Below are 15,524 nucleotides of genomic sequence, written 5' to 3'. Positions count from 1 at the left end.
ACGCGTTTATCTTTCTTAAGTTTCTAAGGTAAATCTCCATGTCTACTAACCAAAAGAGCGAGCATAACTACGGGTTAATTCGCTGGTTAACCTATTTGATGTTTATGATGTTCGCGATGACATCCGACTCAGTAGGCGAAATCATTAAAGAAGTAAAAATTGAATTTGCAGTTACCAATACGCAAGCGAGTTTAATGCACTCATTGTTCATGATCGGTATCGCTTTTTCTGGGCTGTTTCTTGGATTTTTAGCCGATAAATTTGGTCGCAAAAAAACGCTAATCTTGGGCTTAGCCTTATTCGCCATTTCTTGCTATCTATTCATGGTAGGCAGTACCTTTGCGTTTATTCTAAGTTTAGTAACCTTATCAGGCTTGGCAGTTGGGGTATTTAAAACTGCTGCACTTGCTTTAATTGGTGATATTTCACGCTCAACCAAAGAGCATACTGGCACTATGAACGGCGCCGAAGCTTTCTTTGGCGTTGGCGCAATCATTGGCCCAATCTTAGTTGCTTGGCTAATTACTCAGGGTGTTCACTGGACCTGGTTATACGTTATCGCCGGTGGTTTATGTACCGTGCTAATTTGCATGGCGCTGATGGTTGAATATCCACAAAGCAAAGCGATAAAAGAAAAGCCTACTAGCCTAGTTGATAGTTTAAAGCTACTTAAAGACCCTTACGCGCTAGGTTTCTCTATTGGTGCGTTTCTGTACGTTGCGGCCGAGAGCGCAATTTATGTGTGGATGCCAAGCTACTTAATATGTGACGCCAATTCAGCCTCAGATATGTACAGCTGCTACGCTAATGAATCTACCCAAACTCTTGCTATTTACGCGGTTTCCGTTTTCTTCGCTTTGCGTGCAGTAGGTCGGTTTGTGGGTATTTGGATGATGCAGCATTACGAGTGGACCAAAGTACTACTGTTATTTAGTTTCATGATAATGCTGTGCTTCTTGGTTGGCTTAATAGCAGGCCCAATGCTAGCCGTTTTCCTTTTCCCATTAAGCGGCATATTTATGTCGGTCATTTATCCAACTTTCAATTCTAAGGGCATTAGCTGCTTCGAGAAGCGACAGCACGGATCAGTGGCGGGCGTCATCTTATTCTTTACTGCAGCGGGTGCTGCCGCTGGGCCTTTCATTATGGGAGTAGTGAGTGATGCCTATGGTGGCGATGCCAAGTATGGGTTTGTGGTAGCCACAGGGTTTTCTATCTTGTTGTTCCTAGGTTTACTTTACAACGCTATTGTACAACCAACGCGAGAGCGACTGGCCATGATTGAAAAACGAGAATATGGGGTTGACTCAACCACAGCTAGCTAAAGCAAATATGCCTAGCTAGAGCAGCTTTACGTTTAACTCATTATTTTAAATCAATGCAGTACTTCTTATTGTCATAGAGGTACTGCGAATCTTCGGTGCAACTTTGTTTTTTCAATGCGCAGCACCTCGTTATTTGGAGAATTCTCATGCCTTTACGCAATGGCGTTCAACTCATTACCTATGCAGACCGTTTAGGTGAAGGAAATATGTCTGGCCTTAACACGCTTCTTAATACTAAGTTGAAAGGTCTGTTTACCGGCGTTCATATTTTGCCTTTCTATTACCCTTTCGATGGTGAAGATGCTGGATTTGACCCTATCGATCATACTACGGTTGATTCGCGGTTAGGTAGCTGGGCCGATGTGAAGCAAGTGGGTGAGTCGATGAATATTATGGCAGACCTAATAGTGAATCATATGTCTGCGCAAAGTGAGCCATTTTTAGATGTGATTAAACACGGTCGTGAATCACAATACTGGCCGCTATTTTTAACTAAACAGTCGGTGTTCAGCGAAGACGATGCGGCAAACACTGCAAATATTGCCAAAGTATTTAGGCCTCGCCCTACGCCATTTTTCTCTGAATATGAGTTAGATAACAAAGAGGTTGTGCCTTTTTGGACAACGTTCACCGCTAATCAAATCGACATTGATGTTGAATCTGATTTAGGTAAAGCGTATCTAGAATCAATCCTAGAAGCTTTCACAAAAAGCAATGTTGACCTAATTCGTTTAGATGCAGCAGGTTATGCCATTAAACGCGCGGGCACTAACTGTTTCATGCTAGAAGAAACTTTTGAGTTTATCGAAGCATTAAGCAAGCGTGCGCACGAGATGGGCATTCAAAGCTTGGTTGAAATTCACAGTCATTTTGAAACCCAAATTGCTATTGCATCTCGTTGTGACAGCGTTTATGACTTTGCGCTGCCGCCATTGGTATTGCATACCCTATTTAGCAAAGACGCGTCTGCATTAGCGCATTGGCTGTCTATTTCGCCACGCAACTGCTTCACGGTACTTGATACCCATGATGGAATAGGCATTGTAGATGTAGGCGCTAGTGGCGATAAGCCAGGGCTTCTAACTCACTCGCAAATCGATAACTTGGTAGAAACGATTCATGTCAACTCTGATGGTGAATCCAGAAAGGCTACGGGAGAGGCGGCTAGCAACGTAGATTTGTACCAAATTAACTGTACTTATTATGATGCGTTAGGAAAAGACGACTATAAATACTTGCTAGCCCGTGCGATACAGTTCTTCAGCCCAGGTATACCGCAAGTATATTATGCTGGTTTGTTAGGGGCGACTAACGACATGAAATTGCTAGAGAAGACAAATGTGGGACGAGATATTAATCGCCCTTATTTGAGTGAAAGCGATATTGATGAAGCGCTCACAAAGCCAGTGGTAAAAGGCCTAGTTGAATTAATTCATGTTCGAAACAACACAAATGCGTTTAACGGCGATTTCTCTGTTACTGAAGACACAGGTACTTTGTTGCTTGTTTGGACATTAGATGAAGATCGTGCCGAGTTACGAGTGGAGATGAGCACGCTTGATGCAACTATTACATTGCTAGAAGGCGGTTTAAAATCAACCCTCTCTTTAGCGAAACTCACGGCATAGTCTTTGTTTTAGCCCGAGCAAAAAAATTCAGAAGTGACTTTGTTTACTCTAGCGAAGTCACTTCCGATTATTCAATATTACACTCAAATCGTTTCCTTTCTTAATAACCGCAAAGCCTAATCTCTTTAAAGGTACGTTTACCACTCTCTTCAAGTAGCACGTAAAGTTGAAACTGAATTGGTTGTATTTTGTACAAATAATGTTAAGTTAATATAATAGTTTAAATAATAACCATCGAAATGAAGTATGTTTCAAGGTTGCATGGACACAACCCAATGCACTTCACCACTTCAGAACGACTAAAACGAATTCAACAGCACTTGGGTGTTTCACCTGATGGTGTACTTGGTGGTGAAACGCTTTGGGCACTTGAAAAGCGGTTACTTCCCATTTCCGAGCGCCTAACCCAAGTTACTTCGACAACAACACCTGCCAATTCAAATGAAATTAGCCTCACGCTTTCACAGAAGGGGATAGATCTTATCGTGCAGCATGAGATCAGTTCGAAGCAATACTATGAGAAAAGGCTTACCCACCCTACGTGGCCTAAAGGTGATTCGGGGATCACTATTGGTATTGGCTACGATTTAGGTTATGCCAGTAAAAGCCAATTTCAATCCGACTGGCAGTCGCTTCTTAATACCTTTGATATGGTAAAGCTTACGCGGGTATGCGGCCTGAAAGGGCAAACCGCTAAAATTCATGTTTCATCTTTACGTTCTGTCACTGTGCCTTTCGATGCTGCAAAGCATGTATTTGTGCACTCATCGCTACCTAAATATGCACAAAAAACAAAATCTACTTTCCCTGGTGTCGAGTACTTGAATGCTGATGCGCAGGCTGCTTTGGTATCGCTAGTGTATAACCGTGGAGGGAGCCTGAAAGGTGACTCAAGACGAGAAATGGCTGCCATAAAACCTTTGGTCGCGAGCAAAGATTATATTGGAATAGCGCAGCAAATTACGAAGATGAAACGATTGTGGCAGGGCAGAGGGCTTGATGGCTTGTTACACCGCCGAGACGATGAAGCTAATTTAGTTAGAAATTCAGGTAGAAAGTATTCAGTTGACGACCTGGTGAGGGTTGCGTAATGAAAACCCTTCAGCACGATTTACATTTAAGGTACGAAGCCTACACACGAGCACATCAACGTTTCGCAGAAAGGGGGGAGTTTCGAGTTGAAATTTACCAGGGCAGATTGGAAGTCGACAATCAGCACGATTTCAAGCATTTGGCTACTTATCCATTTACACCTGAAACGGTAGAAGAAAGTGCGGTTATACCTGCTTCTATACCTGCAGTTCAGGGTACCGCCTTGCCCTTTTTTAAAGCGCTATTCAATACAAACTTTGTTAAGGCAATAAAGCTGCTTTTTTATTAATTTATAGAAGGAATTTTATGATGGGAAAGTTCAAAGACGCAATGCAAACCATGGCAGACGGTATTGGTGATTTGTCTAAACTTGATGTGGTGACATTTCAAGGCTCAGTAACACTGAATGCGGCGGATACCGCGCCGTTAAAGTTTGATGATGTCATGTCGTCTGCAATGGGAAATGCCACTGTGGCAGTTAAGGTCCTCGCAAGTACTCAAACCAGTATTGATGGCGACATTGTTGCTTTTTACGATAAGGATATCACCGAAGAACAACGCCTTGCTCATGCCGATTTGGTGCTGGCGGGTGCTGAATCTCGAGCAGCATCTATCGAATTCGTAAGGTCTATCGTAGGGGAAATTGCGGATTTGTAGTAATGGGTGACAAATTTGGCATACTCGACAAGTTGGGGAGGGGGCTTGATGCTTCGGTATCTAAGCATTATTTGCCTAACGCAACGTTAGGCTCTGATAATCCCAATGAGACTGATTCTTCTGCCTATATCCGCGCCATTAGAGCCCGTTTAATTGAACTAGGCTACTTAGGTGAAGGGCACAAATTTACGAATCGCCATAACCCGCAAATTGACCGCATACTGATCAAAAAAATAAAGCAGTTTCAACATGATGCTGGTATTACCCAAGACGGTTGGGCCGGAAAGCTTACGTGGCAGGCTTTGGAGTGCCTAGTAAGTTTTGAAAATCAGCAAAGTCCTGCGTTATGGGGCAATGTTTGGCGACATGCTTCTAATGAGGAATGGGGAAGCTCATGGCTGCAGTCACCACAGCAGTTATCCTCGCAATCGCAGCCAGAAAATCAACACCAAACTTGGCTATTTGAAAATGGGCTACTACACAACAAAGCAGTGATGCGGGCGGTGTATTGTCGTTTATATACCCTCGGTTTTTTCTCTGATTGGGAGCTACATCGCATTCACACTAAAACCATAATCAACCCCAGCGATAATGCCGACTTTCAACATGCGATTGACCAATTTTGTGCATTTTCCAAACAACTGAAATTAGTAAAAAGCACGTGTTCTGGATTAAATATAGAATTACTCAATGCCATGTTTGAATACGACAATATTGTTGCGAAGTTAAGTGACAATGCATACTTTGAATCTGCAATTACAGCGTACCCTAAAACTGTAAAATCGATAGCCAGAGTAGAGCTTTGGTTGCTTGGTTATGATATTTCACCGGGGAAAGATCAAACTATTAGAAGAGCTACAAGGAGGTTTAAAAAGCGCACTTTTATTAGCATCTCAAAAACTCAACTTGCGATTAAACAGTTTTATTCTGACTACCCTGTTGTGCGGCCAAGAAATGAAGGGAATGATAAAAAAAACACTACCGAAAGCGACAATGGACATCCATTAAATGCTTATTTAATGGCGGCATTCTCTGCGCTTTCCACCAATGTAGATGTGACTGATAGTGACAATGAAAGTTTAAACGTTTCGGTAAGCCAATTATGGCAAAGTAAAAGTAAGCAAAATGCGTTAAGAGCGCAGTTTAACAAGCTAGCCAATGGTATTTTCGACGGATTAAAGCGAATGGTAAGCTGGCTTTTTGGCGCAGTAAAACGCGTGCTTGAAAAAACAAAGGAAGTGATTGCGAATATTGCACGCTTCATCAGTAAAAAAGCCCGTAATTGTTATTTGAGTGTTGTGAAAGCGTTCGATATTGTTTACTCAAGCATGTCGTATTTAAAAGGCAGTGCTTTTCATTACGGAGCACCTTCCAAAACTTGCTTTGCTCATGATAATGACTTCGATCAGTTTTGCTGCATAGATCCTATGGCTCAGCCCCACCAAATTAGTTTTGATAGAACCCAGTATGGCTTTCAAGCCAAACTTTATGCCGCAGGACTCACTATTGTTGGTCATCTTTTGGGTATAGCGCAGCGAGTAGTACGAACAATCTCATCACCCGTGGGGTGGCTTTTAGCTCTGCTGTCGTTGGCAAATGTTGCTAATGCGATAAAAGAGATAAATACACAAGTTAGGCTTATTGAAAGCTATGAACTGGATATTACACACCGGAAGTCTTTGTTTAAAACCCGTATATCTTAGTTTTCTTACTATCCTTTCTCTTCTTTACTCTCCTTTACTCTCCTTTACTCTCCTTTAACTCCCTTGTCCCCTTGCTCATTTATTCCTCACGCCCGTTATTTTCTATATTCGCTTATTTCAAACATAAGCTTATGACTATTGCCGTGTTGAGCGATGGCATGTTGGTGCTAAATCTTCAGCATACCTTTGCGTTAAAATTCGTTACCATGACTTCATTGCATTCATTTTAGCAATCAGTTCTATTGCTTGTTGCGCTTACGCAGCAAGGTTAACGTGGCTGTACCTTGATAACGTAAAATTGAGATAGAAGTAAAAGAAAGGATACGTAAATGAGTAAAAATACCAAGCTGGCCTTAGGCGTTGTGGTAGTACTAGGCGTATGTTATGTCGTCGGCAATATTTATGCTTCATCAAAAGCTAAAGACGCAGTAGATGAAATGATTGCCGACCTTCCTGCTACCACACAGGTTTCTTACGGCGATGTGAGTGCGACTATTTTTGGTGATGTGTCCATCGATGACATTCGCATTGGTGATGACAGGCAAGGGCATATTGTGGTTAAAAATATTGCCCTTTCAGGTTTTGAAAAAGAATTGGAAGACTCTACTGAAGGAGAAGTGCACTTTTCTGGTGTCTCGTTTTCTGAATATAAAGGTCATGGTGTTGATGATACGCCAGATGATATTCAAGAAATTTTGGTTCATATGCTGATGAAAGAAGGGAAAACCCTAGATCAACGTTTTGCTTTTGAAGTAAATGAAGATGACAACGAATACCGTATTAAAGAACTGACCTTCGATGTGGAAGACGCAGGACGGATTTCGCTTTCTACCGACCTTTTCACAAAAGCCCCAATATCAGCAGCGCCCGAACTTATGGCACAACACTTAATGGCTGCGATAGAAATTGGTGAGTTTACACTTTCTTTGGAAGAAGATGGCTTAGTCGACAGAATGTTCGCTACAAAGGCGACTGATGAGAAAGATGCTGATGATTTACGCGCCGAAGCGATAGAAGAATTAGAGCGTGCTTTAGAGAAGGCAGAGCCACCGAGAAAAATGCTGTTGGAAGGCATGCTAGCGTTGCTTGAAGGGGATGAAGTTACGCTTTCACGGAATAGCGATGAGCCTTTTACTGTAATTCCAATAATGATGATGTCAGATCCAAATAGCGCATTTGACACTTTCATGCAGGACGGACAGTTTAAAATTAGTATTCATTAGACATTGGTTGTGAAAGACACTATATGGATAAAAAATTCATATAGACTTAATGGGGTTTGGGCTGTTAACTGTTATGTTGACAGCCGTTTAAATTATTAGCTTAGGGCTTCCACAGTTCATACTGTGTCATCACTTTATTAAACATAACACTTTGCAAATACCCGTTTAGCCACTGTTTAAGGTTTGGGTAGGGAGATTCTCGATACCACTGACGTTCTACTTTGGAAAATTGGCGAATGAACGGCAGTAGAGCAATATCTGCTAGGCTTTCTTTTGCGCCGAAAATAAACCTCTTCTTTTGGCCTTCTTCAAAAGCTTCTTCAGTGATACCAGCACCTAAACGGTCTTCCAAGTCTTGGATGTATACCTCGCAGGCTTGCCTGCATTCAACTACGTTGTTTTCACGATAACGTTTAGCGCATTTATACGCATTTAACTGAGTTTTGAATTCATCATCGAATGTTGCAATTAATGCTAGCATGGCTGGCAAAGCGGCAGTGTCTTGCTGATGCAGTAGGTCTTCGGGATCGTTTTGATGCAGTGCCCACAGCATCACATCCAAGCTTTCATCTATTACTGTATTGGTGCCGTCTGCATTTGGCAGCACTAGCGTGGGCACGGTACCTTTAGCTGAGGCCTCAATCATGGCATCAGGTTTATTGCTTAATACCACTTCGCGCACTTCAACGTCTTGCGCCGCTTTATACAAACCAATTCTTCCGCGCATGGCATAAGGGCAATTGCGTAAAGAATAGAGTATGGGTTGCTGAACCCTGTGGGATTCGGGTTTAACACCGTGTTCTTGTGAAAATTCAGTCGTGAATTCTGGTTTTGCTTCTGGCATTGGGTGTTTTATCTCCATTTACCTCGATTAATCAGCCGTTATGATATTCATTGGGCAAATATGTAGGTAAAATCCTCGGCATAAAGTTTCCCACAATATAGCATCTAGATGAACAGTACTCACACGAATCCGAAAATTGAATTATTAGCCCCAGGTGGCGATGTTGATGCGATTAAAGCCGCCATTATTGCAGGCGCCAACGCGGTGTACTGCGGGTTAGATAATTTTAACGCTCGAAATCGTGCGTCTAATATTTCATTCGATGCGTTAATTGGCGTTATTCGATTGGCGCACCAGTATGACTGCGAAATATTTCTGACATTGAATATCGTTATTCTGGAAAAAGAATTTCCAACGCTTGCCAAGCTATTAAGTAAATTGGTTAATACCACGCTTGATGGCGTGATTGTGCAAGATATTGGTATGTTCAACCTTATCAAAAAGCATTTTCCTACGTTAGATATTCATGCTTCTACCCAGATGACTACGCACAACGTGGGGCAAATCCCTTTTCTTAAAAAGCTAGGTGCATCACGGGTTAACTTATCTAGAGAGTTGAACCTACGAGAAATTACAGCTATTGCCAAGGTTAGCCGCGAGCACGATGTACTAACCGAAGTGTTTGTGCATGGCTCTTTATGTGTGGCGTTCTCAGGTTTATGTTATTCAACCTCTGCCAGTGCGGGGAATTCAGGTAACCGAGGGCGCTGCAGTCAGGCTTGTCGCGAAGAATACGAAACCACAGAGTCTGGGCATAATTTCCCATTAAATATTAAAGATAACTCGGCCTTTTTCGACCTGCCAGCATTGATAGAAGCTGGGGTGTACTCGTTTAAAGTGGAGGGCCGGATTAAAGGCGCAAGTTACGTTCATACGGTCATCGACAGTTTTAGAAAGCAGATAGATGGCTTTATGGAAACTGGCGAATTGTTAGAAGACGGCGAACGCCTTTATAAAGTATTCAACCGAGACTTTTCTAACGCGTTTTTACGTGGTGATTTGAATCAATCGATGTTTATTGATAACCCACGCGACAACTCAAAAAATCATGCCATTGAAAAAGCGGTTCAAACGGAAAGCGCAAATGATGCGTCGGCGAAAGACGTTAATCGTATTTCAGTGGTGCAAATACAAGAAGTGAAGCAAACTCTTTATCAAGAAAAGAACGAGCTACACGACTTGGTAAGAGAGAAAATTCAATACTTATCTATTGATAAAATACCTACAACACTAGTGTTTTCAGGTGAAGAGGGAAGTTGCTTAACCCTGACTATCAAAACTCATGGCTTAGCAGCGGGCCAGTTTGAATCCGGCGCTGTTCAAGGTGGGTCTGGTAAAGACAGCTTAAACACCATTGCCCCTAAAACCATTACGCTACGTTCTGAAGGTGTGTTGTCTAAGAGCGAGAAAAATGCGTTAGACGAAACCTTGCTAGAGAAGCGTTTTAGAAGTTTAGGCACAGGCGAATATGGCATCGCCGACCTTGATGTCACACAATTAGGTACAGGCCTTAGTTTGCCGTTTCGCGATGTAACGGCGCTTAAAAACGAAGCCATGAAGCAGCTTAACGGTGAACAGTCGTTAATACCTGAAGTGATATTACCAAAACTCACGAGTTACCCTAAAAGCGAAGCCGATAAACAGCCAGCGCTTTCGTTGCTAATCTGTGATGAGGCAGACGTGCATTTAGCTGATGAGACGGATGCTGATATCTACTTTAAGTTGCCAGATGCCTATAAGCGCAATTGCACCAAGTATGTCGGTTTCTTAAAAGATAATCCTCGTTTAATACCTTGGTTCCCCGCGGTGCTTATTGGCAAAGACTACGATGTGGCAGTGAACATTCTTGAACAAGTCATGCCGCCATTAATTATAACCAACAATACCGGTATTGCTTTTAAAGCGAATGAACTGGGTATCAAGTGGATTGCAGGGCCTTTCTTAAATACCACTAACTCGTATGCTTTAATGGCCATGAAAGAAGATTTCGATTGTCACGGTGCGTTTATTTCAAACGAGCTAAACCGCATGCAAATGAAGAACATTGCACGGCCTGAAAACTTCAAACTGTTTTACAGTATTTATCACCCTATTTTGTTGATGACCAGCCGTCAGTGTTTTTTCCAGCAAAGTGTAGGTTGCGAGAAGCCGCGTATCGATAACGGGTGTATGCTCTCTTGTGACAAATCAACCAGCATTACTAATATGAAAGGTATGTCGTTCGCCATCGATAAGCAAAAAGCCGGTTATCCGAGTATTTATAACGAAGACCAGTTTTTAAATATGGAAGTAATGAACGATTTATCTGACTTGTTCGACGGCTTCATGATTGATTTAACCAACATTGGCGCGGGAGACAAAGTATCGCCAGACAAGGTAGCGCTAATTCGTCAATTCGAACAGCTCTTAGCCGGTGATAAACAAGTTGAAGACACGCTAAATAGTATGGTGCCAGCGTCAACAGTAAGCCAGTACCACGCAGGATTGTAGGCTAGCGCATACCTGTGTAAGCATTAATGAAAGCCCTTGGTTGTTGCAAAACACCAAGGGCTTTTTTGTATCTTACTCTTGGGTATAAGACGCATCTTTGTCGAAGGTGATGGTGCAGCGCTGTTTATCAAGCAATACAAAGTCTTCTTTTGGAATGAAGTCGTCGTGTTCTTTTTGTATTCTTGCCTGCGCTTCTCGTTTTACTTTATTACGCTTAATCGTTGTTACAAAGTGGCGCATCTCGTGAGGGTTACTGAGTTCCAATTCTGGTACTTTTACCGGCACACCGTTGTCGTCTTTAGCGACCATAGTGAAAAAACTGTTGTTGGTGTGCTTCACTTTGTTGTTTTTAATGTTCTCAGACGTAACTTTAATACCAACCACCAAAGAAGTGTTGCCAACGTAATGCACGGTAGCATCTAGCGATAGCAATTCGCCCACTTCCACAGGCTGTAAAAACTCAACGCCATCTACCGTTACCGTTACGCAATAAGCACCAGCATGCTTACTCGCGCAGGCGTAAGCCACTTTATCCATCAGGGACAATATAACTCCCCCATGAACTTTTCCGCCAAAATTGGCAAAAGAGGGAACCATTAGCTCAGTTAAACGTGTTCTTGAAAATGCGACAGTGCGTGGGCTCATAGTTAACCTTTATATTGTTATAGTTGATGTAGTTGTAGGGTAAATTTCTTTTTAAAGTAAATAGTTTTTAGGGTAATAGTTAGGTTACTTGTTAGGTAAAACCCTACTATAGCAGTGGGAATTCAAGCATCAATATTTAATAAAAGAAGGGAACACGTTCCCTTCTTTCTTTTCTTTTTTGGGTAGCTATGACTGTAAGGGAATAAAGCGCTTATGCTATAAACGCGCTAACTTACTGGCTTTCACACACCGCGTGGGGTTTTATTTATCGCGTTAACGAGGTAATAAGCTCACGATGCTGCGGGAATTGGTTAACGAGTTCGGTTCGTTTGCCCAATTGCATATCGATATATTCGAAACCAGGCGCTACCGCTTCCCCTATAAGGCCATAACCATAAGGGCCTGTAGTTAATATCTTTGATGCTTTCCATGTGCCCCCTTTTACCACCATCTGCATTTTATGTCCTTGGGTAGGATCGGGCCCTAATACATGAGTTTCAAGGCTGCCATCTTGGTTAATGAGGTAATACGTAATGGGGTCTCCCATGTGGAAGTAATGCATGATGTCAGAGCGATTCATATGAAAATGCCCGATAGGGGATTTGGCACTTAGCAGGTAATAGATAGAGGTCATATTCACTCTATCGCCGTTTGTTGTACTTATTAGCGGCCTGTGATCTGCTTTAAAGGTTTGGCGAAAAAAGCCGCCTTCAACATGCCCGGTTAAATTGAGGGACTCGATTAGCTGTTCTGCAGTGAGTTTCTTATCTAATGACGTTGCAGCTTGCGTAGTGCTAGTAACGCTAGTACAGGCACTTAACAGGGTACACAGCAAGGTTATTGACAAAACAAAGGGCAGAACGAATTTTTGGGTTTTAATTTTAAGCATAATAGCGCCATAATTTAATACGTAGATTCGTTTTCTAGCATACCTAGATAAACAAAAAAATATTAGCTTTTTCAGGCGCCAGAAAAGTAATCACATGGCACGTGTTGGCACCGTGGCTTTTTTGGCAAAAAGAGAAGTACACAATAGAAAGGGTAGAAAAGAGAAGGCTGGTCTAGTGAATAAGGGAAAAATTTATACCTGTGGACTCTAAAAACTCACCTTGAATACGAGATTGCTGATTTCCGCGAGGTACCATGACAAAGCAGGGCGGGGCAGGCTTTGTTTCTTCAAGTTCAAACCAGAGTGTATCTAGCACGTCTTTCCCGTGGAATAAAAAGGTTTCGCCCCACGATGTGGTGTACAACACCGAGACTTCTTCAACGCTCGCCTTTTGCCTCAGCGCGTTGAAATTCACAATCGCTAAGCAGGTCGTAATGCGGGCGCTAGTGAGCAGGTTATCTCTTTGCAGCCCAGAGACTTTAATTGGCGGAAAGTAGCGGCAGATATGTTTCAATAAGTCGTTTAAATCGAGCTCGCTTACCTCTCCTGCATTGTAATCAAGATAGATGGTAGTTTTTGCGTCGATAATACGATTTGCTACGCACCACACGATTAACTCAATAGCAGAGGATGTCTGCGTTATTTTCTGATTTTGCGCTATTTTTCCCGATTTACTGAGCGTGTCTGTGGCATAGACAGTCCAAATCTCTTGCCCAGTTTTGTTTTGCTTTAATGCCACAGTTACCGTGTCGCAGTAGAGGTTTTCATCAAACGCGCGGCGTAGAAATTCAATTTTGTTAGGCTTCTTGCCATAAAAAGTACTAAGACGACGACCTAGTACGGTCATGTCTTCTTTACTCATGGTTTGTTGTTCAGCACCAAGCTGGCTTGAAATACGTCGGTAGCATTTTAAAAGAAATCGATGAATACGTCGGCTTAATTGAACCCGTTCGTAAAACGTCCATTCCTGCTGATTATCTAAGTGATAAAGGTCTTGTTTCGTCCATCCCCACTTTTTAGCATATGCCGCTATTATCTTGCGCTTAAACGTAGAGGTTTCTCCACGTTGTGGTGGTTGGCTTAGTTTGCAATTACATTTGAGGTAAAGGCACTGTTGAAGTAACAACATGTCTTCAGGCTGCCCCTCTTTTTCATAATGCTCAATAAGTTGGTCGAACATTAGCGCATAAGGGTCGATAACCGCGACTTGTCCAGGAGCTTCGGCACCTCGATGAACATGCTTTTTAAGCAAGCTACACAAGGGCTGACCGTGCTCAATATGAGCAAGATAAACTTCTAACTTTGCTATTTTCAGTACTGATTTAAACGGCGAGTCCATGGCCTTGCTTAACTGCCATATTGCAGCACCGAACAATTCACTGGCGTCGAGCCTTTCAAGGTTGCCAAGATCCATAAACCAGCTTAAATCTGGAGAGCCACCGTCTTCTAGATGACTTTTTAACGCAATATATTGCTGGTCATTGGTTTTTTCTGGCGTTAACCACCAAAAAGGTGCTTTTCCTGCTACCACAATATTAGTGGTATAAAATTCAGCTTTAAGAAATAGCGCTTGAGCTGAGCCTGCGCTTTCTCCATCGGCAATGCCAAAGTCGTTGCGTCGAATATTATCAATTTCAGACAGGAAGAAGTGCACTTCAATACCGAATTTGCTGTCTGCCCAACTTTCAATGGCCGTTAACTTTTCTTGTAGTTTATTAAGCGACGCTTCTGAGAGTTGATTGCCATCGACACACACCCAATAGTCGAAATCAGAGGTGTTAGTTTGGGCAATGGTACCAATACTTCCCATAAGGACTAACGCATCAATAGCTCGGTGCCGGGGCCACAGAGACTTGATATCAGTAAATAAATCTCGCTTATCTGGGAAGCATTGCAAAAGCGCATTTTCGACAACTTCGCGAAATGAATAATTATGAATACCAAAGGGAATTTCTTCACCTTCAATATAGCCTGGAAGATCAGGATGATTTACATGCAGTAAAAAGGGCAGTACATGAAACAACGGCTTGTGCTCAGGAGGCATAAGCATAAGTGCACGTTCTACTCTTGCCTTGTTATACCTAAGTACTCGTAACAGGCGTATTGTTAGATTCTTTTTAATTGATAGAGACTGCTGCTCTGTCATTACTGCTCTTTTGTATCGATAGTTATTTCAAAAATAGCGCGATTTTCCTTTGTATGCCTCTTATTTCTAGTGCGGCAGTGAAAAGTTGGCAATTAGCCTGCGCTTCCATTATCAAAAATTTGTGTAAACTCATTCAATCATTAATGGGCTTATCGCCATTAGTATAACTCGTTAAACTTCTCGGCATCTAAAGTATTCGCATTAAATATTAGGAGTTACTTGTGTCTAATCAAATTATCAGTGATTTAAACCAGCGCTATACCGTTAAAAAGTACGACAGTAGCAAACGTATTTCTTCAGAAGATTTAGCCATTATATTGGAAGCACTAAGGTTATCAGCGTCTTCAATAAACTCGCAGCCTTGGAAGTTTGTTGTAGTTGAAAGTGACAGTGCAAAACAGCGTCTACACGATACTTTTGCTAACAAGCACCAGTTCAACCAACTGCATGCAAAAGAAGCATCGCACACCATATTATTTGCTTACGACCCTAAGTTCACCAAAGAAAAATTTGTTAAGCGTGTTGATGCAGAAGTGGCGTCTGGTCACTTACCAGAAGCAATGCGTGACTCATTTATGGGCGCTTACGCTTTTGCAGAAGCCAATACGGATGAGAATGGCTACAACGGCGCATGGACTAAAGCACAGGTTTATCTAGCATTTGGAAACTTGCTTCACACATTAGCCCGCTTGGGTATAGCATCTACACCGATGGAAGGCGTAGATGCTGACTTGATTGGTGAGTTGTTTAGCGAAGAACTTGACGGTCATATTTGTGAAGTGGCGCTAGCACTTGGCTATGCCGACGAAGAGCAAGACTGGAACCACGGTTTACCCAAGGCTCGTTTGCCAATGGAAGATGTCATTACCGTAGTGTAGTGAC

At 42.3% G+C, this 15,524-nt stretch carries 12 protein-coding genes and 1 pseudogene; 9 read left to right on the top strand and 4 right to left on the bottom strand.

From position 1 onward, the window contains the following. The first annotated feature begins 98 nt into the window (after positions 1 to 98). From AVL57_RS14250 to AVL57_RS14220, 7 genes are all read left to right on the top strand, one after another. A complete protein-coding gene (locus AVL57_RS14250; RefSeq protein WP_231751194.1) occupies positions 99 to 1,325 on the top strand; it encodes an MFS transporter in 1,227 nt (408 codons plus the stop codon). 146 nt (positions 1,326 to 1,471) lie between these two features. Further along, positions 1,472 to 2,953, top strand: coding sequence for a sucrose phosphorylase (gene gtfA, locus AVL57_RS14245; RefSeq protein ID WP_057790297.1), 1,482 nt, complete (start codon positions 1,472 to 1,474; stop codon positions 2,951 to 2,953). A 275-nt stretch (positions 2,954 to 3,228) separates the two neighbouring features. Next, complete coding sequence (locus AVL57_RS14240; protein ID WP_057790300.1) at positions 3,229 to 4,044, top strand: DUF8812 domain-containing protein; 816 nt, start codon at positions 3,229 to 3,231, stop codon at positions 4,042 to 4,044. Further along, entirely contained in the window at positions 4,044 to 4,334 is a 291-nt protein-coding gene (locus AVL57_RS14235; RefSeq protein ID WP_057790302.1) for a hypothetical protein, read from the top strand. Before AVL57_RS14240 ends, AVL57_RS14235 begins: the two co-directional genes overlap by 1 nt. A 17-nt stretch (positions 4,335 to 4,351) precedes the next feature. Then, on the top strand, positions 4,352 to 4,702 hold the full coding sequence (locus AVL57_RS14230) for a hypothetical protein (protein ID WP_138118201.1): 351 nt from the start codon (positions 4,352 to 4,354) through the stop codon (positions 4,700 to 4,702). 2 nt (positions 4,703 to 4,704) lie between these two features. Next, entirely contained in the window at positions 4,705 to 6,405 is a 1,701-nt protein-coding gene (locus tag AVL57_RS14225; RefSeq protein WP_057790306.1) for a peptidoglycan-binding domain-containing protein, read from the top strand. Positions 6,406 to 6,734: 329 nt separating this feature from the next. Beyond that, positions 6,735 to 7,628, top strand: a complete 894-nt coding sequence (locus AVL57_RS14220; RefSeq protein ID WP_057790308.1) for an aq_1923 C-terminal domain — start codon at positions 6,735 to 6,737, stop codon at positions 7,626 to 7,628. 100 nt (positions 7,629 to 7,728) lie between these two features. Here AVL57_RS14220 and AVL57_RS14215 read toward each other — a convergent pair whose 3' ends face one another. Beyond that, on the bottom strand, positions 7,729 to 8,472 hold the full coding sequence (locus AVL57_RS14215) for a glutathione S-transferase (protein ID WP_082604860.1): 744 nt from the start codon (positions 8,470 to 8,472) through the stop codon (positions 7,729 to 7,731). A gap of 108 nt (positions 8,473 to 8,580) precedes the next feature. On the opposite strand from AVL57_RS14215, the gene AVL57_RS14210 reads away from it, so the two are divergent. Beyond that, entirely contained in the window at positions 8,581 to 10,962 is a 2,382-nt protein-coding gene (locus tag AVL57_RS14210) for a peptidase U32 family protein (RefSeq protein WP_057790310.1), read from the top strand. A 72-nt stretch (positions 10,963 to 11,034) separates the two neighbouring features. Here the strand turns inward: AVL57_RS14210 and AVL57_RS14205 are convergent, their stop codons facing one another. The 3 genes and pseudogenes from AVL57_RS14205 to AVL57_RS14195 all read right to left on the bottom strand — a co-directional run bounded on the left by AVL57_RS14205 (position 11,035) and on the right by AVL57_RS14195 (position 14,642). Next, positions 11,035 to 11,607 carry an acyl-CoA thioesterase gene (locus AVL57_RS14205; RefSeq protein ID WP_057790312.1) on the bottom strand — a complete coding sequence of 191 codons (573 nt, stop codon included), beginning with the start codon at positions 11,605 to 11,607 and terminating at the stop codon, positions 11,035 to 11,037. A 265-nt stretch (positions 11,608 to 11,872) separates the two neighbouring features. Next, positions 11,873 to 12,376 (bottom strand): annotated as a pseudogene (locus AVL57_RS14200) (cupin domain-containing protein); the annotation flags it as partial. Between the two features lie 292 nt (positions 12,377 to 12,668). Further along, complete coding sequence (locus AVL57_RS14195) at positions 12,669 to 14,642, bottom strand: class I adenylate cyclase (protein WP_057790316.1); 1,974 nt, start codon at positions 14,640 to 14,642, stop codon at positions 12,669 to 12,671. Between the two features lie 221 nt (positions 14,643 to 14,863). On the opposite strand from AVL57_RS14195, the gene AVL57_RS14190 reads away from it, so the two are divergent. Continuing rightward, complete coding sequence (locus AVL57_RS14190) at positions 14,864 to 15,520, top strand: NAD(P)H-dependent oxidoreductase (protein ID WP_057790318.1); 657 nt, start codon at positions 14,864 to 14,866, stop codon at positions 15,518 to 15,520. The last annotated feature ends 4 nt before the right edge of the window (positions 15,521 to 15,524 follow it).

This window comes from Alteromonas stellipolaris (genome assembly GCF_001562115.1).
Lineage (GTDB): Bacteria > Pseudomonadota > Gammaproteobacteria > Enterobacterales > Alteromonadaceae > Alteromonas > Alteromonas stellipolaris.
This window is presented reverse-complemented; position numbering and strand designations above follow the sequence as displayed.

Bases quoted from the DNA above. Each gene is read 5' to 3' on its own strand.
- AVL57_RS14230 (WP_138118201.1), top strand. From the start codon at position 4,352: ATGATGGGAAAGTTCAAAGACGCAATGCAAACCATGGCAGACGGTATT.
- AVL57_RS14225 (WP_057790306.1), top strand. From the start codon at position 4,705: ATGGGTGACAAATTTGGCATACTCGACAAGTTGGGGAGGGGGCTTGAT.
- AVL57_RS14250 (WP_231751194.1), top strand. From the start codon at position 99: ATGTTTATGATGTTCGCGATGACATCCGACTCAGTAGGCGAAATCATT.
- AVL57_RS14195 (WP_057790316.1), bottom strand. From the start codon at position 14,642: ATGACAGAGCAGCAGTCTCTATCAATTAAAAAGAATCTAACAATACGC.
- AVL57_RS14240 (WP_057790300.1), top strand. From the start codon at position 3,229: ATGCACTTCACCACTTCAGAACGACTAAAACGAATTCAACAGCACTTG.
- AVL57_RS14215 (WP_082604860.1), bottom strand. From the start codon at position 8,472: ATGCCAGAAGCAAAACCAGAATTCACGACTGAATTTTCACAAGAACAC.
- AVL57_RS14235 (WP_057790302.1), top strand. From the start codon at position 4,044: ATGAAAACCCTTCAGCACGATTTACATTTAAGGTACGAAGCCTACACA.
- gtfA (WP_057790297.1), top strand. From the start codon at position 1,472: ATGCCTTTACGCAATGGCGTTCAACTCATTACCTATGCAGACCGTTTA.
- AVL57_RS14220 (WP_057790308.1), top strand. From the start codon at position 6,735: ATGAGTAAAAATACCAAGCTGGCCTTAGGCGTTGTGGTAGTACTAGGC.
- AVL57_RS14205 (WP_057790312.1), bottom strand. From the start codon at position 11,607: ATGAGCCCACGCACTGTCGCATTTTCAAGAACACGTTTAACTGAGCTA.
- AVL57_RS14210 (WP_057790310.1), top strand. From the start codon at position 8,581: ATGAACAGTACTCACACGAATCCGAAAATTGAATTATTAGCCCCAGGT.